20 protein-coding genes are annotated in these 24339 nt (G+C 71.3%); 13 read left to right on the forward strand and 7 right to left on the reverse strand.

Features of this window, described 5'->3' with window-relative positions; genetic code table 11:
• Nucleotides 1-16: 16 nt before the first annotated feature.
• The 4 genes from AC3A46_RS05230 to AC3A46_RS05245 form a co-directional block, all read right to left on the reverse strand.
• Nucleotides 17-1516 (reverse strand): multicopper oxidase family protein, encoded by a 1500-nt coding sequence (locus tag AC3A46_RS05230; protein ID WP_487664139.1) that lies wholly within the window; start codon nucleotides 1514-1516, stop codon nucleotides 17-19.
• A gap of 52 nt (nucleotides 1517-1568) precedes the next feature.
• Entirely contained in the window at nucleotides 1569-2045 is a 477-nt protein-coding gene (locus tag AC3A46_RS05235) for a hypothetical protein (protein ID WP_056367035.1), read from the reverse strand.
• A 109-nt stretch (nucleotides 2046-2154) separates the two neighbouring features.
• A complete protein-coding gene (locus AC3A46_RS05240) occupies nucleotides 2155-2871 on the reverse strand; it encodes a hypothetical protein (protein ID WP_487664140.1) in 717 nt (238 codons plus the stop codon).
• Nucleotides 2872-3060: 189 nt separating this feature from the next.
• The gene (locus AC3A46_RS05245; RefSeq protein WP_487664141.1) at nucleotides 3061-4281 is read right to left on the reverse strand and encodes a globin domain-containing protein; all 1221 of its coding nucleotides are present in this window, start codon (nucleotides 4279-4281) and stop codon (nucleotides 3061-3063) included.
• Between the two features lie 133 nt (nucleotides 4282-4414).
• Here AC3A46_RS05245 and AC3A46_RS05250 point away from each other — a divergent pair, with 133 nt between their 5' ends.
• The 9 genes from AC3A46_RS05250 to AC3A46_RS05290 all read left to right on the forward strand — a co-directional run bounded on the left by AC3A46_RS05250 (nucleotide 4415) and on the right by AC3A46_RS05290 (nucleotide 14948).
• Nucleotides 4415-5026 (forward strand): helix-turn-helix domain-containing protein, encoded by a 612-nt coding sequence (locus AC3A46_RS05250; protein ID WP_487664142.1) that lies wholly within the window; start codon nucleotides 4415-4417, stop codon nucleotides 5024-5026.
• 66 nt (nucleotides 5027-5092) lie between these two features.
• A complete protein-coding gene (locus tag AC3A46_RS05255) occupies nucleotides 5093-5581 on the forward strand; it encodes an adenosine-specific kinase (protein WP_487664143.1) in 489 nt (162 codons plus the stop codon).
• Nucleotides 5582-5666: 85 nt separating this feature from the next.
• A complete protein-coding gene (locus tag AC3A46_RS05260) occupies nucleotides 5667-6995 on the forward strand; it encodes a flavin monoamine oxidase family protein (RefSeq protein ID WP_487664144.1) in 1329 nt (442 codons plus the stop codon).
• 93 nt (nucleotides 6996-7088) lie between these two features.
• Nucleotides 7089-8561, forward strand: a complete 1473-nt coding sequence (locus AC3A46_RS05265) for a pyridoxal phosphate-dependent decarboxylase family protein (protein WP_487664145.1) — start codon at nucleotides 7089-7091, stop codon at nucleotides 8559-8561.
• Nucleotides 8558-9871: a lysine N(6)-hydroxylase/L-ornithine N(5)-oxygenase family protein gene (locus AC3A46_RS05270; RefSeq protein WP_487664146.1), complete on the forward strand. Its 1314-nt coding sequence runs from the start codon at nucleotides 8558-8560 to the stop codon at nucleotides 9869-9871. The genes AC3A46_RS05265 and AC3A46_RS05270 overlap by 4 nt, the downstream gene beginning before the upstream one ends.
• Nucleotides 9868-10455 (forward strand): GNAT family N-acetyltransferase, encoded by a 588-nt coding sequence (locus AC3A46_RS05275; protein WP_487664147.1) that lies wholly within the window; start codon nucleotides 9868-9870, stop codon nucleotides 10453-10455. Before AC3A46_RS05270 ends, AC3A46_RS05275 begins: the two co-directional genes overlap by 4 nt.
• Nucleotides 10452-12239, forward strand: a complete 1788-nt coding sequence (locus AC3A46_RS05280; RefSeq protein WP_487664148.1) for an IucA/IucC family protein — start codon at nucleotides 10452-10454, stop codon at nucleotides 12237-12239. The genes AC3A46_RS05275 and AC3A46_RS05280 overlap by 4 nt, the downstream gene beginning before the upstream one ends.
• Before the next feature lie 4 nt (nucleotides 12240-12243).
• A complete protein-coding gene (locus AC3A46_RS05285) occupies nucleotides 12244-14346 on the forward strand; it encodes a penicillin acylase family protein (protein WP_487664149.1) in 2103 nt (700 codons plus the stop codon).
• Nucleotides 14343-14948: a GNAT family N-acetyltransferase gene (locus AC3A46_RS05290; RefSeq protein ID WP_487664150.1), complete on the forward strand. Its 606-nt coding sequence runs from the start codon at nucleotides 14343-14345 to the stop codon at nucleotides 14946-14948. Before AC3A46_RS05285 ends, AC3A46_RS05290 begins: the two co-directional genes overlap by 4 nt.
• Nucleotides 14949-14951: 3 nt before the next feature.
• Here AC3A46_RS05290 and AC3A46_RS05295 read toward each other — a convergent pair whose 3' ends face one another.
• The 3 genes from AC3A46_RS05295 to AC3A46_RS05305 are packed head-to-tail and all read right to left on the reverse strand — an operon-like array spanning nucleotide 14952 to nucleotide 20558.
• Nucleotides 14952-18302 carry an ATP-binding protein gene (locus tag AC3A46_RS05295; RefSeq protein ID WP_487664151.1) on the reverse strand — a complete coding sequence of 1117 codons (3351 nt, stop codon included), beginning with the start codon at nucleotides 18300-18302 and terminating at the stop codon, nucleotides 14952-14954.
• A complete protein-coding gene (locus AC3A46_RS05300; RefSeq protein ID WP_487664152.1) occupies nucleotides 18299-19093 on the reverse strand; it encodes a DUF4194 domain-containing protein in 795 nt (264 codons plus the stop codon). The genes AC3A46_RS05295 and AC3A46_RS05300 overlap by 4 nt, the downstream gene beginning before the upstream one ends.
• Nucleotides 19086-20558 (reverse strand): DUF3375 domain-containing protein, encoded by a 1473-nt coding sequence (locus AC3A46_RS05305; protein ID WP_487664153.1) that lies wholly within the window; start codon nucleotides 20556-20558, stop codon nucleotides 19086-19088. Before AC3A46_RS05305 ends, AC3A46_RS05300 begins: the two co-directional genes overlap by 8 nt.
• A 93-nt stretch (nucleotides 20559-20651) precedes the next feature.
• Between AC3A46_RS05305 and panD the strand changes: the two genes are divergently transcribed.
• The 4 genes from panD to AC3A46_RS05325 all read left to right on the forward strand — a co-directional run bounded on the left by panD (nucleotide 20652) and on the right by AC3A46_RS05325 (nucleotide 24339).
• Nucleotides 20652-21038: an aspartate 1-decarboxylase gene (panD, locus tag AC3A46_RS05310; protein WP_487664154.1), complete on the forward strand. Its 387-nt coding sequence runs from the start codon at nucleotides 20652-20654 to the stop codon at nucleotides 21036-21038.
• 143 nt (nucleotides 21039-21181) lie between these two features.
• Nucleotides 21182-23665 carry an Ig-like domain repeat protein gene (locus AC3A46_RS05315; protein WP_487664155.1) on the forward strand — a complete coding sequence of 828 codons (2484 nt, stop codon included), beginning with the start codon at nucleotides 21182-21184 and terminating at the stop codon, nucleotides 23663-23665.
• Between the two features lie 181 nt (nucleotides 23666-23846).
• On the forward strand, nucleotides 23847-23978 hold the full coding sequence (locus AC3A46_RS05320; RefSeq protein ID WP_487664156.1) for a hypothetical protein: 132 nt from the start codon (nucleotides 23847-23849) through the stop codon (nucleotides 23976-23978).
• Complete coding sequence (locus AC3A46_RS05325) at nucleotides 23965-24339, forward strand: rhodanese-like domain-containing protein (RefSeq protein ID WP_487664157.1); 375 nt, start codon at nucleotides 23965-23967, stop codon at nucleotides 24337-24339. Before AC3A46_RS05320 ends, AC3A46_RS05325 begins: the two co-directional genes overlap by 14 nt.

Genomic DNA, 24339 nt, shown 5'->3' on the forward strand with positions numbered 1-24339 from the left:
GGGCGGGGCCGGGCGTTCACTCCGGGTCGTTGCCGGTGTCGCGCCCGAGGCGGAACGGCGTCGTGACGCCGTGATACGCGACGTGGGTCATGAGCCCCTCCGAGGCGTGAGGGAGATTGTGGCAGTGGTCCATCCAGACGCCGGGGTTGTCGGCGACGAAGGCGACCTCGAACGACTCGCCGTGTGCGACATCGAGGGAGTCCACCCACCACGGGCTCCCCGACGACGGTACGCCGTCACGTGAGAGGACGAGGAGGTGGTGGCCGTGCAGGTGCATCGGATGCCCCTCGCCGCTGCTGTTGGAGATCGTCATGACGACGACATCGCCCTCGTCGACCATGTACATCGGCACCGCGGCCCCCATGCCGCCGTTGATCGTCCACCAGTAGCCGGGGCGACCGTCGAGAAAGCCGGGGAGGCGGCCGATGTCGTAGGTGAAGCGGCGATCCGGCGCTTCGGGGTCGAAGTCGACGTCTGCCGGTTCGCCGTAGGACAGCAGGTCGAGATGCTCCCTCGGCGCCGACGTCTCGTCGGCCTCGACGCCGTCGGGGCCGATGGTGACCGAGGCCGCCGGCACCTGCACGCGGGCGGCGCCGCTGTCGGGAACGCGCAGCTCGAGGTCGGCACGGCCGCCTGCGGTGATCTGCACGCTGTGATCGTCGACAGGCGTGGGACCGACCAGGTCGTGCCCATCGACCGCCAGCACCCGGAACGACGACCCGGTCACCCACGCCGAGGTGGGCGTGGAGTCGGTGTTCACGAGCCGCACACGGACGATGTCGCCCGGAGCGGCGACGTGGTGGGAGTCTCCGAGCGCGCCGCCGATCGTGCGCTGCCCGCCCGGGTAGGTGTGGATCGCCGCGACCAGGTCGACGCCGGCAGTGGTCACGGCGGCGGTTGCGGCATCCGTCTCCGGAGCCGGTTCGAGGATCAGCGCGCCGAACAGGCCGCCGACCACCTGCGGGTGCGACACCTGATGCGCGTGGTACCAGAACGTGCCGACCTGCTCGGCGACGAAGCGGTAGGTGAAGCTCTGCCCTGGCATGACGGCGTCCTGCGTGACGCCGGCGACGCCGTCCATCGCGTTGGGGACGTCGACCCCGTGCCAGTGCGCGGTGACGCCGGCGGGCACGTCCTCGTTGCGCAGCACCACCTCGACGAGCTGGCCCTCCGTCGCCCGGATGGTCGGGCCCGGCGTGCTGCCGTTGAGGGTGAAGCCGTCGAACGGCTCTCCGCCGTCGAGGCTCACGCGTTCGGCCCGCGCGGTCAGTTCGACGTGAACGTCGGCGGGCCGATCGGGGTCGGCGATCAGGTCGGGCACGGACGTCTCACCGGTTGCGGGCGCGGCCGCTGTGCCGCCGGCGGCGCTCGCATGGGCGTGCGCCGCGGCGTGGGCTTCGGAGCCGGCGCCGCCCCCGAAATCCGGCACGCCCATGTCGAGCGCCGAGTACGAGCCGGGGAGCACGCTCGCCCACCACATCCAGCCGACGAGCCCGACCGCGACCAGGCCCAGCACAGCGCCGAGCCGGCGGGCGAACCACGCCCACCGGCTCTTCGCTGAGGCGGTCCTAGGCGGAAGCACTGGCGGCAGCGGGCGTGGCGACCGCGTCGGCCTGTGCCGAGACGCGGCGCTTCGAGGCGTTGAGTCCGGCCAGGAGCGCCGCCGTGAACAGCAGCAGCGCGTTCACGCCGTGGAAGAACCCGAGAAGCGGGATGCCGTGACCGAACAGGCCGAGCGTCACCTGGAGGATGACGAGCCCGAGCACGACGGCGGCGAACGCGACGCCCCGCCGGATCTTCGCGAAGAACGACACGATCAGCAGGATCAGCGCGAGCGCCGGGATGACGAACATGCCGTTCATGCCGTGGATCATGAAGCCCATCACCTCGGGGAACGGCGGCGGGCCCTCCTGCGCGGACGCGTCGACGACGCCGCCCTCGGCGATGTACAGGCCGAGCCCGGCTGAGGCCCAGGCGTGCGACGCCGCCTGCAGCGCGACGAGCGCGCAGATGGCGAATGACAGGATGCGGTAGGTGATGCGCATGACAGCTCCTCGATGTCGGGTTCAACGACACGACAGAGCGTCTGGGCCCCCGTCTGATACATCCGCGACACGACGCGGCTGTCCTTCATCGCCTGCCGCGGTGCGGAGATCAGCGTTGCGCCCAGTGCGGAGGCGGGCCCGCGCTCGGGCGGAGCGGCCTGTACGTCGTCCATACCGTCCGGTAGCGGACCCCGCCGTACAAGACGGCAGTCACGACGATGGCGAGACCGACCACGACGCCGACGACGACCGCCGCGATCACCGGCGTGCCGAGAGCCGCGCAGAGACCGCCGACGAACATGCCCCCGACCGACCCGTTGACGAGGATGCTGAGGATCATCGACGAGCCGAGCACCTGTTCCAGCCCGCCGCGGTAGCGAAGGAACGAGTAGGTCACCATGGACCCGAGTTGGTCGTCGCTGGGTGAGGCGAGGAAATAGCGGGCGGCGGTGGGATCGACGTCGGCGTAGGCGCCGCGGATGCGGTTCATCGCGACCCCGTACATGAGGTCCTCTTCGGCGACCGTCATAACGCGCATGAGCGTGAGCAGGCCGACGACCGACAGGAACCCGAGGATGCCGAGCGCCGCCGCGGGGAACCACGACCCGAACCGCGTCGCCTGCCCCAGCAGGCCGATCGTGACGAGGCCCGCCGAGACGAGCGTGAGGTAGATCGTGATGCGCGTGAGCACCTCGCTCTGCGCGGTGCTGCGTGCGGCCAGCAGCCCCCAGTGCTCGGTCGCGAGGATCTGCAGCCGGCGCGCGAGCGCGGCGTCGCTCTCGGCCTCGCCCCCGTCGGCCCCGTCCCCGTCGGCCCCCGTCGCCATGGTTCATGGTCCCACCGAGGTCCGGCGCGCGGTAGGCCGCCGCGGCGACGGGCACAGAATCGGAGGTCCTTCGCGACACGCCGGCTGGCAGCATCCGTCCCCGGCGTGTCGGGCGAGACCTCCGATCCTGTGCGCGCGCCAACGGCAAACGGCCGGCACCCGCGCGGGTACCGGCCGTCGTCCCCCAGCTCAGGCGGCCGCGCCCTCGGGGTTCTGCGCCCAGAGGTCGGGGCCGAAGACCTCGTAGTGGATGCGCTCGCTCGGGATGCCGCGGGCCATCAGCGTCGCGCGGGAGGTGCGCATGAACGGCAGCGGCCCGCACATGAACACCGTCGCTCCGTCGGGCAGTTCGACGTCGGCGAGGTCCATGAACCCCTCACGCGCGGGGTGGAGCGTGGGGGCGGTCGCAGCATCCGTCTCGTACCAGTTCTGCGCCTTCGCGTCGTCCATCGCGAGCACCTGCCGGCGCAGCGAGGAGTACAGCGCATGAGTGTCGTGCGCGCGGTCGGCGTGGAAGAGGCGCACGGTGCGCTGGGGCTGGCGACGGGAGAGGTCTTCGAGGATCGCGGCGACGGGCGTGATGCCGATGCCGGCCGACACCAGCACGAGGGGCTGCTCGGAATCGTCGAGCACCACGTCGCCGGCCGGCTGCGACACGTCGAGCACCGTTCCCGGCGTCGCGTTCTCGTACAGCCACGTCGACACCTGGCCGTCGGGGGTGTCGCCGACGCCGCGCACGCGCTTGATCGTCACGCGGAGCGAGTCGCCGCGCGGGCCTGACGAGATCGTGTACTGGCGCGGCTGGCGCGAGCCGTCGGGCAGGTCGACCGCGATCGCGACGTACTGCCCGGTGTGGTGCGAGGGCACTTCGCCCGCGACCGGCGCGAGCAGGAGCGAGAAGACGTCGTCGGACTCCTCGAACCGCTCGACCACCCGGTACGAGCGCCACGGCTGCTCGGGGTCGGTGCCGCCCTCGGCGTAGAGCTTCGCCTCCTCGGCGATCAGCGACGTCGCGAACAGCCAGTAGACCTCGTCCCACGCGGACTTCACCTCGGGGGTCACGGCGTCGCCGAGCACCGTCCCCACGGCCGCCAGGAGGTGGTGTCCGACGACGAGATACGAGCGCGCCTGGATGCCGAGCGAGACGTGCTTGTGGGCGATCCGGCGCATCACGGGGGTGAAGTCGGGCGCGTCCGGGTCGATGAGCTGCACGGCGAACGCGACGACCGACGCGGCGAGCGCCTTCGGCTGCTCTCCCACGGCCTGGTTCGCGCGGTTGAAGACGCGGAGGAGCTCGGGGTGGGCGGCGAACATCGCCGGGTAGAAGACCTTCGTGATCTCCTCGGCATGCTCGGCGACGACACCCGCGGTGGCGCGGACGATGGCTTCGGACTCCGGTGAGAGCTGCAATGGGGTTCCTTTCTCGGACCGGACGCGACGGCCTCGACTCTCCTCCGTCCTTGCCTCACGCGGCGGGCGTTCCACCGGTTTTATCCGGCCCACCTCTCGACGCGGGCGGGGACGGCCCTCCTACCCTGGAGCCATGCCCCGCCGCGCGCACGACTTCCGCGGACTCACCCAGCCCCGCCGCCTGCAGCTGCTGCAGGCGATTCAGCGCGTGCCCGGACGCCGCGCCGGCGAGCTCGCCTCGGAGTCCGGCATCCCGCTGAACACCGTCCGCGACCATCTGCGCGTGCTGGAGGACGAGGGGCTCATCCGCAGCGAGACGATCCAGGTCGGCGTCCGAGGGCGCCCTCCGGTGGTGTTCCACCCCGTGCGCGAGTCGGCGTCGAGCGACGCGGCGAGCGCGCGCGTCGAGGGCGCCGAGGCGAGGGGGCGGATGCTGCGTGCCGTGACCCGCAGCGAGGCTCCGGAGCTTCACGCCGACGCCGCGCGGCAGCTCGACGTGCTGTACGAGCACCTCGACGACGCCGGGCTCGATCCGGCCGTGGACGAGAAGACGCTGTCGTTCGACCTCGCGCCGTGCCGGTACCACGACATGATCGACGAGGACCGCGCCCTGGTGTGCGGCGTGCACGCGCGCCTGGTGCAGGACGTGCTGCTGCACACCGAGGGGCCGCTGGAGCTCGAGCGCCTCGAGCCCTTCGTGACGGCGCACCACTGCCGGCTGCTGCTCACCACCCGGCCGGTATAGGGCGCGCAGACCCCCGCGCGGCGAGAAGGCCGGGAGTCTAGGCTGGCGCTGTCGGAGGAGGTTGCCATGACCGTCGACATCGAGGTAGTCCCGCTGGTCAAGCCGGACGACGTGAACGTCATCGTGGGCCAGTCGCATTTCATCAAGACCGTCGAGGACCTGCACGAGGCACTCGCCGGGGTCGGCGGAACGCTGCGGTTCGGAGTCGCGTTCTGCGAGGCATCCGGTGCGCGGCTCGTGCGCCGCACGGGCAACGACGACGATCTCGTCGCGCTCGCCGTCGATGCCGCGCTGGCGATCGGCGCGGGCCACGCGTTCGTGATCATGCTGCGCGATGGTTTCCCGGTGAATGTCCTCAACCAGGTGAAAGCCGTGCCCGAGGTCTGCTCCATCTTCTGCGCCACCGCCAACCCGGTGCAGATCCTCGTCGCCGTGACCGACGCCGGACGCGGCGTCGCGGGTGTCATCGACGGTGAGCCGCCGGTCGGCGTCGAGACCGAGCAGGACGTCGCGGATCGGCGGGATCTGCTGCGCGCCATCGGCTACAAGCTCTGACACCGCGGCGCCCGCGGATCTGCGATCTGCCGGATGCCGCTAGCGTCGAGGGGCGCGGTGATGCGCCGGCCGAGGAGGATCGCAGATGGATCATTTCGACACGATCGTGGTGGGCGCGGGGGTGGCAGGTCTCACCGCCGCACGCCTCTTGAGAAGGGCCGGCCGCCGTGTCGTCGTGCTCGAGGCCCGCGACCGCGTGGGCGGCCGCGTCTCGACCGACCGTCACTTCCCGGGCACGGTGACCGACATGGGCGCCTCGTGGATCCACGGCATCACCGATTCCCCCGTCGCCGCCGCGGCGGCGGCTTTCGGCATGCGCACCGTCGAGTTCACCGTCGGCGGCTACCAGCCCGACAGCCGGCCGATCGCGTACTACGGACCCGATGGGAAGCGATTGACGGATGCCGCCACCCGGGCGTACATCGACGACATCCACGCCGTCGACGCCACGCTGCGAGAGGTGGTCGCCGCCTCCGCCCCCGACGCGTCGTACCGTGATGTGACCGACGCCGCGCTCGCCGCCCAGGGGTGGGACGCGGAGCGCACGCAGCGCGTGCGCGAGTACCTCGAGCACCGTTCGGAGGAGCAGTACGGCGCGTGGATCGAGGATCTCGCCGCGCACGGGCTCGACGACGACTCCATCGACGGCGACGAGGTCGTGTTCCCCGACGGGTACGACCGCCTGCCGCGGCGGCTCGCCGAGGGACTCGACATCCGTCTCATCCATGTCGTCTCCGACGTGCAGTGGTCTGCGGAGGGCGTGCTGGTCACGACCGACCACGGGCTGTTCGCCGCCGACACCGCGATCGTCACCGTGCCGGTCGGTGTGCTGCAGTCGGACGACTTCGTGATCGAGCCGCCGTTGCCCGAACCCGTCGCGGGCGCGCTGAGCAGGCTCGCCATGAATGCGTTCGAGAAGGTGTTCCTGCGGTTCCCGGTGAAGTTCTGGGACGACGGCGTCTACGCGATCCGCCAGCAGGGCCCCGAGAGTCGCTGGTGGCACTCCTGGTACGACCTCACCGCGCTCGACGGCACGCCGACGCTGCTGACCTTCGCGGCCGGCCCGGCGGCGGTCGAGACGTGGGACTGGACCGAGGACGAGATCGTCGAGTCGATCCTCGTGCAGCTGCGGCGCCTGTACGGCGACCGCGTCGAGACGCCGAGGTACGTGCACGTCACGGACTGGCAGGACGACCCGTGGTCGCACGGGTCCTATGCCTACATGACGGTCGGGTCGACGACGGCCGACCACGACGACCTCTCGACGCCGATCGGCGGCGTGCTCCACCTCGCCGGCGAGGCGACGTGGACCGACGACCCGGCGACCGTGCCCGCGGCGATGCTCTCCGGCCACCGCGCGGCGTCGCGGGTGCTCGGACGCGACATCGCCATCGAGGAGGCCTGGGCCGACTGACGAGCCCGGGAGGCGTGTTACGCCGGCACATTGACACACGCTCCCAGATCGACTTAGTTAGGCTAGGCAACCCTAACAAAGGAGCTCTCCCCCGTGCTCGATCTGCTCACACGCCCCACCGCCGACGCTTACCGCGACCTCATCGCACAGACCTCGGCGCAGGTCGCCGACCGGTTCGAGACGACGACGCAGCCCTTCTCGGGCGCCTCCCGCACCGATCTGCAGAGGCTCGTCGACGACGTGGCCCTCGACGGCGACGGCGTGGGATCTTCGCAGGCCGTGCGTGAGATCGATCAGCTGTTCCTCGAGCACGCCGTGTGGTTCCACCACCCCGCGTACGCCGCCCACCTCAACTGCCCGGTCGCACTGCCCGCGGTCGCTGCCGAGACCGTGCTCGCGGCGGTCAACACGTCGGTCGACACGTACGACCAGTCCGCTGTCGGAACGCTCATGGAGCGGCGACTGATCCGGTGGGCCGCGGACCGCGTCGGCTTCACCCACGGCGGCGGTGTCTTCACCTCGGGCGGGACGCAGTCCAACCTCCACGCGCTGCTGCTCGCCCGTGAGGCGGCGCTGGCCGCCACTGCCCTGCCGCGCCCGCGCGCGCTCTCCCGGCTCGTGGTCTTCGCGACGGCATCGAGCCACTTCAGCGTCGGCAAGTCCGCACTCCTCCTCGGGCTCGCCGACGACGCGGTCATCGAGGTCCCCGGCGACGGGGAGGGACGAATGGATGCCGCGGCCCTGGCACTCGCGCTGCGCCAGGCCGCAGCATCCGGTCGCCTTCCGATGGCTGTCGTGGCGACCGCCGGTACGACCGACCGCGGGGTGATCGACCCGCTCGCCGCGATCGCGGACGTCTGCCAGGAGCACGCCGTGTGGCTGCACGTGGACGCGGCGTACGGCTGCGGGCTGCTCGTGTCGCCGCGCCGGCGGCACCTGCTCGCGGGGGTGGAGCGCGCGCGGTCGGTGACGGTGGACTTCCACAAGAGCTTCTTCCAGCCGGTGTCGTCGAGCGCGATGCTGGTGCGGGAGCCCCGCGATCTCGCGGCGGGCGCCTGGCACGCGGACTATCTCAACCCGCTCGAGAACGACGAGCCGAACCAGGTCGACGTGTCGCTGCAGACCACGCGCCGGTTCGATGCGCTCAAGCTCTGGGTCACGCTCCGCGCGCTCGGTGCTGACCGCATCGGCGAGATGTTCGACACCGTCATCGACCTCGCGGCCGCAGTCGGCGATGAGATCGCGGCGGATCCGCAGCTCGAGCTCGTCGGCCGGACGCAGCTCAGCACCGTGTTGTTCCGCGTGCGCCCCGAGGGCGTCGACGACCTGGCGCGGGATGCCCTCGTGGCGGGCGTCCGGCGCGTGCTGTTCGAGTCGGGCAGGGCGCTCGTCGCGAAGACCGTGATCGACGGTCGACCGTGCCTCAAGCTGACGCTGCTCAATCCCGAGACCACGCTCGACGACATCCGTCAGATCCTCGCGATGGTGAAGGATGCCGCCACCACCCTCGCCGGCATCGCGCCCGAGTTCGACGAGGCCCTCGCGGGTGCGGAGGCGTCCGCATGAGCGCGCAAGTGCACGACATCGTCGGCGTCGGGATCGGCCCGTTCAACCTCGGGCTGGCGTGCCTGGCGGAACCCACCGGGCTGGACGCGGTGTTCCTCGATCGCGCCGACGGGTTCCGCTGGCATCACGGGATGATGATCGAGGGCGCCACCATCCAGGTGCCGTTCCTCGCCGACCTCGTCACGATGGCCGACCCGACGTCGCCGTTCTCGTTCGTGAACTGGCTCAAGCAGACCGGACGCCTCTACCCCTTCTACATCCGCGAGAGCTTCTCCGCGCTGCGCACCGAGTACGACGCGTACTGCCGGTGGGCCGCTGCTCAGCTGCCGAATCTGCGCTGGAACCAGGAAGTGATCGCGGTCGAGCACGACCTCGCCGACGATGTGTACGTCGTGCGCGCCATGCGCACCGACACCGGCGAGGAGAGCGAGCTGCGCGCGCGGCACGTCGTGCTCGGAGTCGGGACGCAGCCCGTCATCCCCGCGGCCCTCCGCGGGCTCGAGGGCCCCGTGATCCACAGCTCGGAGTATCTGGATCAGCGCGACGCGCTGCGCGCGTCGGGCTCCATCACGGTGGTCGGCAGCGGCCAGTCCGCGGCCGAGATCTACCGCGATCTGCTCGAGGGCACGCGAGACGGCGGCTACCGGCTCGACTGGATCACCCGGTCGCCCCGGTTCTTCCCGATGGAGTACACCAAGCTCACGCTCGAGATGACGTCGCCGGAGTACACCGATCACTTCCACGCCCTGCCGATCGGCATCCGGCAGCACCTGGGGCGCGAACAGCGGAGTCTGTACAAGGGCATCTCCGCCGACCTGATCGACGACATCTACGACACCCTCTACCGGTTGAGCGCCGACGGCCCGGTGCCGACCACGCTGCTCACCGACACCGAGGTGACATCCGCCGAATGGGACGGCTCGCGGTACCGCCTGCAGCTGCGCCACGCGCAGGTGGATCGCGAACACGAACGCGAGACCGCGTCGCTCGTGCTCGCCACCGGCTACGCCGCGCAGACGCCACCCTTCCTGGAGCCGATCGCCGACCGCCTCGACCACGACATGCTCGGCCGTCTCGCGGTGGCGCGCGACTACAGCGTCGACGGCGGCCGCGGCCGGGTGTTCGTGCAGAACGGCGAGGAGCACACGCACGGGCTCACCGCGCCCGACCTCGGCTTCGGCGCGTGGCGCAACTCGTCGATCCTCTCGTCGATCATCGGCCGCGAGGTGTACCCGATCGAGCGGCGCATCGCCTTCCAGGACTTCGGCGTACCGGCCGACGTGCCCGCGACGGTCGGGGCCGCCCGATGACGCTCGCGACCTCGATCGTCCCCGCCGACCCGCAGCGCGACGCCCCCGTGCTGCAGCAGTGGCTCACCGATCCGCACGCCGCGTTCTGGGGCATGGGCGACCTCGACGTCGGCGCCGTGCGCGCCTACCTCGGGGGCATTGCTGCGGACCCGCATCAGCAGGCCTGGCTCGGCCTGGTCGACGGCGTCCCGACCTTCTTCGCCGAGACGTACGACCCGGCGCAAGTGCTGCTGCGCGGCATCCATGATCCGCTCCCCGGCGATCTCGGCATGCACGTGCTCATCTCTCCGCCCGAAGGCGAGCCCCGCCACGGCCTCACCGATGCGGTCTTCGCCACGGTCATGAGGTGGTGCTTCGACGGACTCGGCGCGCAGCGCGTCGTCGTCGAGCCCGACGCCCGCAACGACCGCATCCGGCGCAAGAACCTCCGCGCCGGCTTCACCGAGCTGCGCGACGTCTCGATCGACGACGGCGACCACACCAAGACCGCGGTGCTCTCCGTCTGCACGCGCGACGACTACGCCCGCTCCGAACTCGCCGCCGTCGCGGCACCCGCGCTCGCACGAACAGGGATCCCCGCATGACCGCCCCCGCCGCCCACCTCTCCCCCGCTCACCTCGCCGGCGCCCAGCGGCACCTCGTCGCCAAGGCGATCGCCGAATTCAGCCACGAGCGACTGCTCGCACCCGAGGCGACCCCGAATGGCTGGCGGGTCGTCGTGCCGGGCGCCGACGTCGAGTACCGGTTCGTGGCGGTCCGCGCCGAGCTCGAGCACTGGGTCCTCGACGAGGCGAGCCTGCACCGGCTCGTGGCCGGCGAGCCCGCCGACCTCGACGCGCAGGCGTTCATCCTCGAGCTGCAGCCGGTGCTCGGCGTGTCCGACGCACTGCTGCCGATCTACCTCGAAGAGATCGCGTCCACGCTGGCGAGCGCGGCGTTCAAGGTCGCGCACGGCGGGCCGTCGGCCGACGACCTGCTCGGGGCCGACTTCCAGACGATCGAGTCCGCGATGACCGAGGGGCACCCCGGGTTCGTCGCGAACAACGGCCGCATCGGCTTCGGCGTCTCGGCGCACGCCGCCTACTCCCCCGAAGCCGGTCGGCCGTTCCGCATGGTGTGGCTCGCCGCGCGGCGTTCGACATCGCATCTGGCGCTCGGCGCCGGCCTGGACGAGGCATCCCTCCTCTCCGGCGAGCTCTCGCCCGCCGAGCACGCGCGCTTCGCGGATCGGCTGACCGAGCTCGGTGAGACCTCCGCCGACTACCACCTGCTGCCGGTGCACCCGTGGCAGTGGGAGAACCGCATCGCGATCACGTTCGCGCCCGACATCGCGCGCCGCGATCTCGTGCTGATCGGCGAGAGCGACGACGACTACCGCGCGCAGCAGTCGGTGCGCACGATGTTCAACGCGACGCACCCCGAGCGCCACTACGTCAAGACGGCGCTGGCGGTGCAGAACATGGGGTTCCTGCGCGGGCTATCGCCCGCCTACATGCGCGCGACGCCCGCCATCAACGACTGGGTCGCCGACCTCGTGGCCCACGACGCCACGCTCCGCGACTCGGGCTTCCGCGTGCTGCGCGAGCGCGCCTCGATCGGCTACACCGGCGACGCGTACCACCGCACGCCCGCGCCGTCCGCGCACCGCAAGATGCTCGCCGCCCTCTGGCGCGAGAGCCCCGTGCCGCTGATCGCGCCGGGCGAGCGGCTCGCGACCATGGCGTCGCTGCTGCATCGCGACGCGCGGGGGCACTCGTACGCGACGGCGCTGGTGCGGGAGTCGGGCATCGAGGCGACGACATGGGTGCGCGCCTACCTGAGGGCTTACCTGCGTCCGCTCGTGCACTGCCTGCTTGCGCACGACCTCGCGTTCATGCCGCACGGCGAGAACCTCATCCTCATCCTCGAGGACCACGTTCCCACCGGCGTGTTCATGAAGGACATCGGCGAAGAGGTGGCCCTGCTCGCCGACCGGACCGTGCCGGAGGACGTGCGCCGCATCGTCTCGCCGGTCGACGACGAAGAGAAGGCGCTCGCGATCTTCACCGACGTGTTCGACGGCGTGCTGCGTCACCTCGCCGGCATCCTCCACACCGACGGCACGCTGCCCGAGAGCGCGTTCTGGCGGATCGCCGCCGAGATCATCGACGAGCACGAGGCAGAGCATCCGTGGATCGACTCGCGGGTGGATCTGCGCGCCGACACGTTCGCGCACTCGTGCCTCAACCGCCTGCAGCTGCGCAACACGCTGCAGATGGTGGACCTCGCGAACCAGTCCGCGTCGCTGATGTACGCGGGGACGCTGTCGAACCCGGTCGCGCGTTCGCGTGTGGGCTCGGGCGCGCTGCGGGAGCCTGTGGGAGTCTGACGCCATGGCGGACGTCTATCGCGACGACCTCGGCATCCCCCACATCCGCGCCGCGGATGCGGGGGATCTCGCCGAGGCGCAGGGAGAGGTGACGGCGCGCGACCGTGGCTGGCAGATCGAGGTCGACCGGCTGCGTGCGGCGGGGCGGCTGTCGGAGCTGATCGGCGCGGCCGGCGTGGCGTGGGACGCCTTCGCGAGACGCGCTCGGCTCGACGACACCGCGCGCCGAGCGCTGGAGGGGACGGATGCCGAGACCCGCGCGTTCATCACCCGCTATGCGGCGGGGGTCCGGCGCGGGATGTCGGCGATCGGAGCCGGGGCGACCGAGTTCGCGGCGCTCGACGCGCTCTTCGGCGACGCGCGACCCCCGGAACCCTGGGAAGACCACGACCCGCTCGGCGTCCTGCACGTCGCGCACGCGCTGTTCTCGACGTTCCCCGTGATGCTGTGGCGCGAGCACGTGGCCGCGACGCTCGGCGACGCGTGGGTCGACGTCTTCGCGGGGTACGGCGACGGCGGCGACGAGACCCTGCCCGCGTCGGGGAGCAACGCGTGGGCGCTGCACGGCTCGAGGACGGCGAGCGGGCTGCCGCTGCTCGCCGGCGACCCGCACCGCATCTTCGAGCTGCCCGGCGTGTACCAGCAGGTGCGGCTCGCGTGCGACGAGTTCGATGTCGTCGGCCTCGCGTTCCCCGGCGTGCCCGGGGCCCCGCACTTCGGGCACACCGGTCACGCCGCGTGGGGCGTGACGAACGCGATGGCGCACGGCGTGGACCTGTTCCGCGAGCGACTGCGCCGCGTTCGGGGCGGCTTCCAGGCGCTCGGCCCGGACGGCTGGCGCGACGTCGACGTCGAGCGCTCGGTGATCCGGGTGCGCGGCGGCGATCCGGTCGAGGTCGAGGCGATCGAGACGGAGCGGGGCACGGTCGTGACCGAGCTCCGTGCGGACGGAGACGAGCTCGTCGGGTGGAGCGTGCGCATGCCCGCGCGGACGAACGCCGACCTCGGCGCCGGCGCACTGCTCGGCCTGCTGCGAGCGCGGTCGGCCGGGGATGTCGTGGCCGCATTCGGACGATGGGTCGATCCGGTGAACCGCGTGCTCGCGGCCGACCACGACGGCACGGTGCTCGCCGCGACGGTGGGCGTGACGCCGGATCGTCCGCGCCCCGAGCGTCGGCTGCCGTTGCGTGCGGAGTCGGCGACGGCGGTGGCGGATCGAGCGGGCACGCGCCCACTCGAGGTGACCGATGTGGCGGTGGATGCGAACGAACGCCCCGGCCGCCCGGCGATCGACCTCGGGTGGGCGTACTCGTCGTCCCACCGCGCAGACCGCATCCGGGTCCTGCTCGAAGAGCTCAGGCCGGAGTCCGTCGACGACTTCGGGCCCGTCTGGAGCGACACGGCGAGCGGGTCGGCGATCGCGCTGCTGCGGTTCCTGCCGCGGGGGCCACTCCCGCCACGTGCCGCAGCGGTGCGCGATGCGCTGCGGGAGTGGGACGGACGGATGGGCGCAGCATCCGTCTCGGGCGGCATGTTCGCGGCGTGGCGAGCCGCTCTCGTGCGGCGCGTCGCCGCCCACCCCGCGCTGGTGGCATTGCACCTGCCGCACGGCTACGGCGCGGTGTTCGACCCGTGGCTCGCCGTCACCGGCCAGGTCGCCGCGGCATTGACGAGGCTGCTCGCACACCCTGCACTGCGCGACGACGTCGAGCCCCTGGCGGCTGCGGCGCTCGATGACGCCACCGACGCGGCCGAGTGGGGCGCGACGCATCGGCTGCTTCCGGTGCACGTGCTCGCCGACGTGCGCGGCACGGTCGATCCGGGAGCGGGCCTCGACGTGCCGTTGTCGGGCGACGGCGACACCGTGCGGTGCACGGGCTCGACCCCCGGCGTCACCGACCGGTCGTGGCGAGGCTCGGTCGCACGATGGGCGTGGGATCTGGCCGACCGCGAGAACAGCCTGTGGAGCGTGCCGTTCGGCGCCGCCGGCGACCCCGCCTCGCCCCACTTCGCGGATCAGCTGTCCGCCTGGGCAGAGGTCCGACCCGCGCGGGTCGTGACCGACTGGTCGCGCCTCCGACCCGATGCCCCGACAGGAGCCGCATGACCACCCTCACCACACACCGCCTCGTGAGCGGACCCGCCGGAGACATCGTGCACACGGCCGACGACCCGGTGCTCGGCCGCGTCGAGATCGCCGTGCTCGACCCCGTCGCCGATCTCGAGGTCATCCATCGCTGGGTCACGGCACCGACCGCCCGCTTCTGGGGGCTCGGCGAGCTCACGCCCCAGGAGCTGAGCGACCTCTACACGTACGTCGACGGCCTCTCGACCCACCACGCCTTCCTGATCCGGCGCGACGGCCTCCCGATCGTGCTGCTGCAGACGTACGAGCCCGAGAACGACCCGCTCGGCGAGGTGTATGCCGCGGAACCCGGGGATGTCGGCATCCACTTCCTTCTCGGCGACCGCGGGGCGCCTGCCGCCGGGTTCACCACGCGCGTCGGACACGCGATCGCCCGGTTCCTGTTCTCGCAGGCGGCCGTGGACCGCATCGTGATCGAGCCTGACGTCGACAACGAGCGTGCCGTCACGCGTGCTCGTCTCTTCGGGTTCGACCTCGGACCGCAGGTCGAGCTGCCCGGCAAGTCCGGCCGGCTCGCGTTTCTCAGGCGCGAGGCGTGGGAGTCGGGCGGCTCGCGGGCGTAGGGGTCAGCCCCGCAGGCCGACCTTGGGCTTCGCCCACGAGCGGCCGCGGGTGTCCTTGAGGATGTCGTACTCGACGTCGACGTGCGGCTCGATCGCGCTGTACTTGTCGTTCGGCGCACCGATCACGAGCTGGAAGCCGAGGCCGCGCCACGCGCCGATCGCGCGCTTGGTGAAGTGCGCGTCGGCCTTGATCAGCGCCTCGTCCATGAACACCGGGGCATAGCGCGGACGCACCGCACCGGCGTCGCCGAGCTGATAGCGCAGGGCCGCACCGACGATGAAGGCGATGAGCTCCTGCGACTCGCCGCCGGACTTCTCGCCAATGTGGTCGTAGAGCGCGACATGCTGCTTGGTCGCGGCGTCGACGCGCTCGGCGCTCACCCGCACGTGGTTGCGCACGTCGATCAGATCGCCGAAGTCGGGCGACGAGCGGCGCATGTGGCCGATCAGCTTCGACATGCGCCGGTACACCTGCTCGCGCTCCTCGTCGGACGACGCCGCCTCGATGAGCGCACGCACCTCGCGCAGTTCGCGGCGGAAGCGGCGCCGCGCCTCCGACTGGTTCTCGCGCGTCGTGATCTGCAGCCGGTGATCGTCGTCGTAGAACGGCAGGTCCTGCATGATCTCGTTGATCGGCTCGATGCGGTCCCGGATCTCGCGGATCGAGCGGCTCAGCGTCGAGTCCAGATTGGTGAGGTCGTTGCCCGACAGCTTCAGGAGGCTGTCGCGCCACTCGGCCTCGAGCTCGTGCAGCCCGCTCGTTCGGAGCGCCTCGAGGATGCGCTCGAAGTCGTCGACCGATTCATCCGGGTCGGGCAGCAGGTTCGGGTTCGGCCAGCGCTCGAGGAAGCCCACCATGATCCGCCGCACGCTGTCGCGCTGCTGCTCGAGCGACTCGGCGGCAGCCCGGCGATCCTCGGTCAGTCGCTGCGCGGCGGTGGTGAGCGCGGCGACGAAACCCGCCAGCGCGTCCGATGCGCTCGCCGGCCGCGACGCCTCGGTCAGGCGGAAGCGTTCGTCGAGGAACGCGATCTGCTCGGGGCGCAGCATCCGTCCCGCGTCTTCCGCGGCATCGATCACCGTCTGGTCCGCGTCGACGTCGTCGATGACGTCGCTCCACTGCGACTCGATCTGCTCGCGCTCGACCACGGTGCGCGCGATCTCTTCGCGCAGGCGCGCCGCCTTGCCCTTGGCCGCAGCGATCTGCCCCTGCACGCGGGCGATCTCGGGATGGGATGCCGTCACGTCGTCCTGCACGGCGAGCCAACGGTCCCGCTCGGCCGTGACGGCGGCGACGTCGACCTGCTCCCAGGTGAGATCGCGGACCTTGGCGTACACGGCGAAGCGCGCGTCGACGGCGTCCAGCGCGGCATCCGCCCGCGTGCGGTCCTCCGTCGCGCGCTCGAGCTGCGCACGGGCGTCGTCGAGCTGCCGCGCGAGGTCGGCGAGCCGCCGGTCGTTGGAGAAGCCGAGCACGTTCTCGCGGCCGTGGCCGCCGTGCGCACCACGACTGCCCTGCGACATCTGGCCGGTGATCGTGAGCGCCATGCGGTGCTGCGACAGACCGGCTGCGGAATCGACGCACACGAAGCCGAAGCGGTCGGCGAGACGCTCCTGCAGCCAGCCCGTGAACGGCGTGCTCTGGTAGTCCAGGCGACCGGGCAGCGTGGTCGTGTCGCGCAGGTCCGCCTCGTCGAGTCCGGCGTGAACCCCCTCGTAGCGCAGCCGCGCGGGTGTGCGCACGGAGTCGATCGCCGTGCGGAACCGCCCGAGATGCTCCACGTCGATGAGCAGCGTTGTGGCGAAACCGCCCAGCGCGAGGTTGAAGGCCTCGCGCCACGGCTCGAACTCCGTGCGCACCTCGACGAGCTCGCCGACGAACGGCAGATCCTCGACGTCGATGCCGGCCGCGCGCGCCACGAGCTCGCGCGATTCGTGCAGCGCCCGCGGGATATTGCCCTGCAGCCCGCTCGCCCGCCGCACCTCGGCTTGAAGCTCGGCGATCTCGCGTGCTGCGGACTTCTCCGCCGAGATCGCCTCGGCGTACTCGGCCCGCACGCCGCCCTTCGCATCGCGGTCGGCCAGGCTCTCGCGGGCGCGGTCGATCAGCGCGGCGAACTCGGCCTGCGTGGCCGCATCCTCGCCGATCGCCCGCAGGTCTGCGTCGAAGCCCGCGCGGCGGGTCTGCGTCGCGGTCAGCCGCCGCTCGACCTCGCGCAGCTCCCGCTGGGCGGTCTCGAGGCGATCGCCGCCCGAGAGTCGCAGCACCTCGACGAGACCGTCGCGCTCCGCCTCGGCGGCGTCGGCCAGCGCCCGCTTTTCGCGAAGCGTGATGTCGGCGGCGTTCTTGCGGTCCCGCAGTTCGGTCTCGACCTCGCGCAGCATGCCCAGTCGCCGATCGGCGCGCCAGAGCGTCGCCAGCGATGCCGGGTCCGAGAACTCGCCGACCTCGTCGATGAGCCTCACGCGCTCGAGCGCCGCCGCGATCTTCTCGCGCAGCTCGCCGATGGGCTCGAGTGCGCTCACCTGCTGGCGCGCCGTCAGCATGCGGATGCGCGTGCTCTCGAGGCCGTCGAAGTGCGCGACGACGGCGTCGGCGGTGGTCATCGTCTCGGGCTCTTCGAGCACGAGACGCTTGTACAGGTCGTCCACCGTGGTGATCTGCTGGCCGGCCTGGATGCGGGCGAGCAGGCTCATCGCCTTGCCCCCCGCGCCCGCGGCGCCGATCCCCAGCACCGCGTGCAGCCGCGCCGAGAACTCGCGATCGGTGCCCACCGGGTCGAGCCCGGCGTTGCGGATCGAGAGGTCGGAGAGGCGCAGCGCGGCGGCTTCCTGGAGTGAGCTGAGATCGAACGCCCGGTCCGTCGTCGCGCGGACGCGCACGGTGTCTTCGAGCACGCGCGCGCCGGCCGGGATGTACCACGCGCGCACGGCGGTGAAGCGGGACCCGTCGTGGTCGATCCACGTCATCGCGACGGCGGTCCACGTGTCTTCGCCGTCGCCGCGGAGCACGCGCATCTTCGTGCCCTCGTCGGTGCGCGACTCGTCGAGCTTGCCGCGTCCGTAAGAGAGGATGTTGCGCTGCTCGTCGCCGCGCGGACGCCCGGTCACTCCCCCGTTGGACGCGCCGTTGAACGGCGTCGTGTGAGGCATCATGAGCGCGATGTACGCGTCCATGAGCGTCGACTTGCCCGAGCCCGACCCACCGCACAGCAGGGTCGCCTCAGGTGAGAACCGCACGCGGTGCGCGCCGTCGTAGCCACCCCAGTTGACGAGCTGCAGGTCCTCGGCGAGCCACTGCTGGCCGCGCGATGCCGCCGGGATCAGCCCGAACAGCGTGTCGAGCATCGTCACAGCGCGGTCTCCTCGAGGTCGTCTTCGTCGTCTTCTTCAGCCTCGTCGAACACATCGACGGCGGCGACGGATGCTGCGCCCTCCGCGCCCGCCGGATCAGACTGCGTGCGCAGCCAGTCGCGCAGCTCGCGCAGCTTCTCGGCGCTCAGCACGATCTCGACGAGCGGGCTGATGCGGAACCGGCCGGTGGTCTCCTCGTCGACGATGCCGTCGCGTGCCAGCCGGTCCATCGCCTTGCGGATCGAGCGCTGCCGGCGGGCGGTGTCGCCGTCGGCATCGACGAAGTAGCTCATGACCGTCTGCTCGACGTCTTCGATGTCGACGCGGGCCGCCGGCTCCCCCGCCGCCGACTCGCGCTGGTAGACCGTGCGCAGGTGCACGAGGACGAGCGTCTCGGAGCGCGTGTACGGGGCATCCCTGAGCAGGATGGGCATCTCGAGCTCGTCGGAGCGCACCTGCTGCTTGTACGCGACGCCGCGGTCGTGGTCGACCACGAGACGCACGAAGAGGTCGTTGAGGCGCGATTCGATGAGCTGCTGGTTGTCGAGCAGCACCGTCCACTCCTCGCGGCTGCGGTCCGCCAGGAGGAACCGCCGCTGCAGGACGTGCACGAACACGCGCCGCACCGCGGCGTCGAGCACGCCGCGATCGCCGGGGAAGAGCTCGTCGAGGTCGTCCTCCATCGCCGCGGGTGCGATGAACGCGTCGCTCGCGGCAGCGTCTTCGGCGGCGATGTCGGTGGCATCGAGATCGCCGGCCTCGAGATCGGCCTGTGTGGCGGTCTCAGTCATCGTCGTGCTCCTTCGCGGTGCGAGCGGTCACGGATCCGAACGCGAACCGTCGCGTCGTCCCGTCGGGGCGCAGGGCTTCGACGACGGACACGTCGCCGCCTTCGGTCATGCCGTTGCGGTGGGCGATCTCGAGGAGGCCCACGAGGTCCACCGGCCGCCGGGCCTCGTCGTCGGCCCCCTGGAACGCGTCGCCCAGATCGAACTCGTCGCCGAGGCCGGCGACATAGGCCTCGAGCTCGGCGTACCGGGGTCCTCCCCACGCGCGGGTGTCGGCATCCGCGAACTCCGCGTCCTCGTCTGCGGCGGTGAGCGGCGCGGGCGAGCCGGGAGGACGGATGTCACTCACCGACTGCCGCAGATGGCCGAGGTCGGCCATCGGGAGGCTGCGGAGCGGCTCGACCGGGGCATCGGAGGAGGAACTGCGGGTCCACGTCTGCAGACCCGACATGACGTCGCGGAGCAGATCGTCGACCTGGCGGTCGCGGATCGGGTCGTGGGTGCGGACCTGACCGGTGATGACGCGGGAGGCGCGGCGCTGTGCGGTGAGGACCTCCTCGACGCCGAGCTCGACCCGGCGGCCGATGGCGTCCAGCTCCTTGCGCTGCTCGCCGTCCATGAGACGCGTGAACGGCTGCGCGAGCAGCGTGTGCAGCTGCTCGGTGAGGCTGTCGATGCGTTCCGGATCGCCGATCAGGCGCAGCGCGCCGGCGAAGGCGCGGCCTTCGGCGGTCGACTGCATGACGTGCTGGCCGCGCTGGAGGTACTCGCGCAGCACCTCGCCGGTCGGACGGACGTCACGACGCAGGTCGGCGACGACGTCGCGCTGCATGGCCTTGATGGATTCCGCGACGCGGGTGAAGTCCGCCGGGAGCTCGCGAGCCAGGTGCAGGACGTTCTCGGCCTCTTCGAGGAGCTGCTCGTCGTCGATCGGCTCGGACTGGCCGAGCTCGAGGCGGGCGATCTCGGCGTCGAGCGCATCGCGCTCCTGGATGAGGCGGGCCATCCGGACGGCGGGATCCGTCTCGGCGTGATCGGAGAGGCGCTCGACCGCCTCGAGCAGAGTGCGCACGCGTGACTTCGACACGCGCGTCCGGCCGCCGGCGGTGCGCCCCGTGATCTCGAGCGCGCCCACCGCGTGCGCGGTCAGGCGGTACACCTCGGCGTCGCCGTCGATCTGCGGCACGAGCCATCCGACCCGCACCCAGTAGCGGCAGATCTCGCGGGCGGTGCCGACCGGGAGCGTGCGATCGCCCTCGTCGTACCCCGCGGCACGGAGTTCGTCGAGGATCTCGGCGACCTCCGCGTGCGCGTCGGAGATCTCGACCGACGGGCGATCGACCGTGAAAACGATCGAGAGGGCCGCGACCACGAAGGGCGCGTAGCGGCCGTGAAGAAGGTCGAGGGTGGGGGTTCGGAACGCCGCGAGAGCCCGCAGATATGCCGCCTCGGCACGAGTGTTCCCCATCGCTCCCCAGACTACCCGGGCGGGCACGTGACCACGATTCGGGTCGGGGCGGTCCTATTATCGGACTCGGTCCACTATCCCCCGGAGTCTCCCTTGCGTCGCACCCTGCTCAAATCCAAGATCCACCGCGCCACCGTCACCGGGAGCGACCTGAACTACGTCGGCTCGATCACGATCGACGCCGATCTGCTGGAGGTCGCCGACATCGTCGAGCACGAGCAGGTGCACGTCGTCGACGTGAACAACGGCGCACGATTCGAGACCTACACGATCGCCGGCGAGCGCGGCACGGGAGTGATGCAGATCAACGGCGCCGCCGCGCGCCTCGTCCACACCGGCGACGTCGTCATCGTGATGTCGTACGCGCAGTACGAGCGCGAAGAGGTGCTCGAGCACCAGCCCGCCGTCGTCAACATCGACGAGTCGACGCCGGATGCACGGGTGAACAGCGTCGCACGCGTGCTGACGACTGCGGGCTGACCGCCTCGCTGCCGCTGCGTCGAGTCGGGCACGGGCCTGTACAAGCGGACCACGCCGGTCGTAGGGTGCCGTCAAGCCCTGTGTCCGTGACCCTCGCCCCACGGCGGTCCAGCGCACCGGATCCCGACGAAGGGGTGCAGAGCATGGTCAGGTCCGAGTTGCGGCGAGGCGCGACCTCACGCTCACGGCTCCCGCGACGCGGGGTCGCGGCATCCGTCTCCATCGCTCTGGCACTGCTGGGCGTCGTCGCCGCGCCGTCGCTGGCGCGCGCGGACGGACCGACGACCTTCAGCAACACGGCGTCGATCGCCATTCCCGCGGCGGGATCGGCGAACCAGACCGGTCCCGCGAGCCCGTATCCGTCGAACATCACGGTGTCGGGCGTGGCGGGGCTCGTCACCAAGGTCCAGGTGGTCTTCCACGGACTCACGCATGGGGCGCTCAACGACGTGGACGCGCTGGTCGTCGCGCCCACCGGGCACAACCTGGTCGTGATGTCGGACGTTGGCGCGCCGAACACGCTGACCACGTCGAACAACGCGACGCTCACTTTCGACGATGCCGCCGCCGGCATCGTGCCGAGCGGCAGCGTCCCGACCGGCTCATATCGTCCGAGCAGCGACGGCGGCGCAGACGCCTTCCCTGCGCCCGCACCCGCCCCATCCGCGCAGACGACTCTCGCGGGAGCGTTCACCGGTATCGCCCCCAACGGCACCTGGCAGCTGTTCATCGTCGACGACGCAACGGGAGATCTGGGGATGATGTCGGGCGGATGGAGCCTCGTCATCACGACCGAGCAGGCCGCGGTGGCGACGACCACCACGGTGACCACGTCGGGCACCCCGTCGAAGACCGGCGACCCGGTGACCTTCACCGCGACGGTCACCGCCGGAGGCAACCCCGTGACGACAGGGAGCGTCTCGTTCCTGGCGGACAACGCCGCCCCCGGTCCCGCGGTCGCACTCAACGCCTCGGGGCAGGCGTCACTCACGACGAGCACCCTCGCCGAAGGCACCCACGCGATCCTCGCGACGTACGCGGGCAGTCCCGGATTCCTGGGGAGCAACGGCTCGGTGTCGCAGCGGGTCGACAACACCACCGTCGTCACCGGGAACACCTTCTGCAACCCGGGGACGTTGACGCTTCCTCAGGCAGGAGCATCCACCCCCTATCCGTCGAACATCACCGTGTCAGGGCTCGCCGGTCCGGTCGCGAAGGTCACCGCGACCCTCAACGGGATCACGCACGCCGCGCCGATCGACCTCGACATCATGCTGTCCGGCCCCGCTGCGTCGACGAACCTCCTGCTGATGAGCGACGCCGGCGGCATCGCACCCGTGAGCGGCGCGACGCTCACGTTCGACGACGCCGCTGCCGGTTCGGTGCCTGCACCGCTGGTCTCGGGCACGTTCCGGCCGACCGACCTCGATACAGAGGGCACGGATGCTGGGTTCCCCGCGCCCGCTCCGGCCGTCAGCGGGTCGACCACCCTGGCGACGTTCACCGGCGGCAACCCGAACGGCGTCTGGAGCCTGTGGATCGTGGACGACGCGAGCGGGGACGCCGGATCGATCACCGGTGGGTGGTGCCTCACGGTCGCGACCGTGAGCGCCACCACGACGGCGCTCACCTCGAGCGCGAACCCGTCCGTCTTCGGCGACGCCGTGACGTTCACCGCGACCGTGACCTCCGGCGGCTCGCCCGTCGCCGGCGGGAGCGTCGCGTTCGCCGACGGAGCGACGCCGCTCGCCCTCAACGTCCCCGTGGACGCCAACGGGATGGCGACGCTCACCACGAGCACGCTCAGTGTGGGCACGCACCCCCTCATCGCGACCTACTCCGGGACGGCGGCCTACGCCACCAGCAGCGGGAGCGTCGATCAGGAGGTGCTGACCCCTGCGGTCGCGGTGGCGGGCGGACCGTACTCGGTGGCCGAGGGAGACAGTGTGGCCCTGGACGGCACGGGGTCCAGCCCCGGAGCCGCATACGAGTGGGATCTCGACGCAGACGGCGACTACGACGATGCGAGCGGCCTGGCGCCCACGCTGACCTGGGATCAACTCGAGGCGGTGGGCATCGACGACGGCCCGTCGAACCGCACCATCGCCCTCCGCGTGACGCTCGGTTCGCGGCAGAGCATCGCCACCACCAGCCTCGCCGTGGTCAACACGGCGCCCGACACCGTCGTGACCGGCGCCCTGACCGCGACAGCCGGATCACCGTTCACGATCAAGGTCGGGGCTGACGACCCGTCGTCCGCCGACATGGCGGCGGACTTCACGTACGCGGTCGACTGGGGTGACGGCTCGTCGGTCCGGCCGGTCGTCGGCCCGGCGGATCCGCCCATCACGCACACCTACGCGGCGGCGGGCACGTACACGGCGTCGCTGACGTCGACCGACAAAGACGGCGGCACCGGCGAGGCGCTGACGATCGTCGTGGTCGTCGCGGCGGCGCCGGTCACGACGCCTCCGGCGACGTCCCCCGCGGCGCCTCCGCCGGCCGCCGGCGGTCTGCCGCCGACCGGTGCGGATCCGTCCGCCGCGCTCGTGGCCGCGGGGCTCCTGCTCCTACTGGGCGCGGGGATGGTCGGCCACGCGAGGCGGAGACGCTCGATCCGCTCGTAGGAGAAGACGAAAGAGGGGCGGTCTTCCGGACCTGCGCCCCCTGTGAAGAGTTGGGGCGATCTCCTGACCTCCGCCGATTCCCCCTCGGCCCGTGCCCGCGTTCCGGCGCGTGTCACTCACCCTTTCCAGATACCCCCGGGGGTATGTTAGGATGGGGTCACCGAACCGGAAGGACGAAATCATGTGCAGTCGAGTGACCTGCGGAGTGTGCGGCAAGGCGACCTGGGAGGGTTGCGGTCAGCATGTCGAGGAGGCTCTTCGGGGCGTGCCCGACGAGCAGCGTTGCACGGGGCACGCGGATGTCGCGGCATAGTCGTCTGCGGTCTCTCAGTCTCGGCGTCGCCACGCTGACGCTGACCCTCGGCGCGAGCGGCTGCGCTGGCTCTCCGGCGGCGCTCGAACTGGGTGCGGACACCGTCATCGTCGATGTCCGGACACCGGCGGAGTACTCGGCCGGTCATCTCGATGGGGCCGTCAACATCGACGCGCAATCACCGTCGTTCGGCGACGTCGTGGCCGACCTCGACTCGGATGCGGACTACGTCGTGTACTGCCAGTCCGGAAACCGTTCAGCGCAGGCGGCATCCGTCATGGAGGATGCCGATCTCGCCGTGCAGGACGCCGGCGGCATCAACGAGGCCGCGAAAGCCACCGGCCTGCCCGTCGTTCCCTAG

Source organism: Microbacterium sp. Soil_C_42, assembly GCF_057656735.1.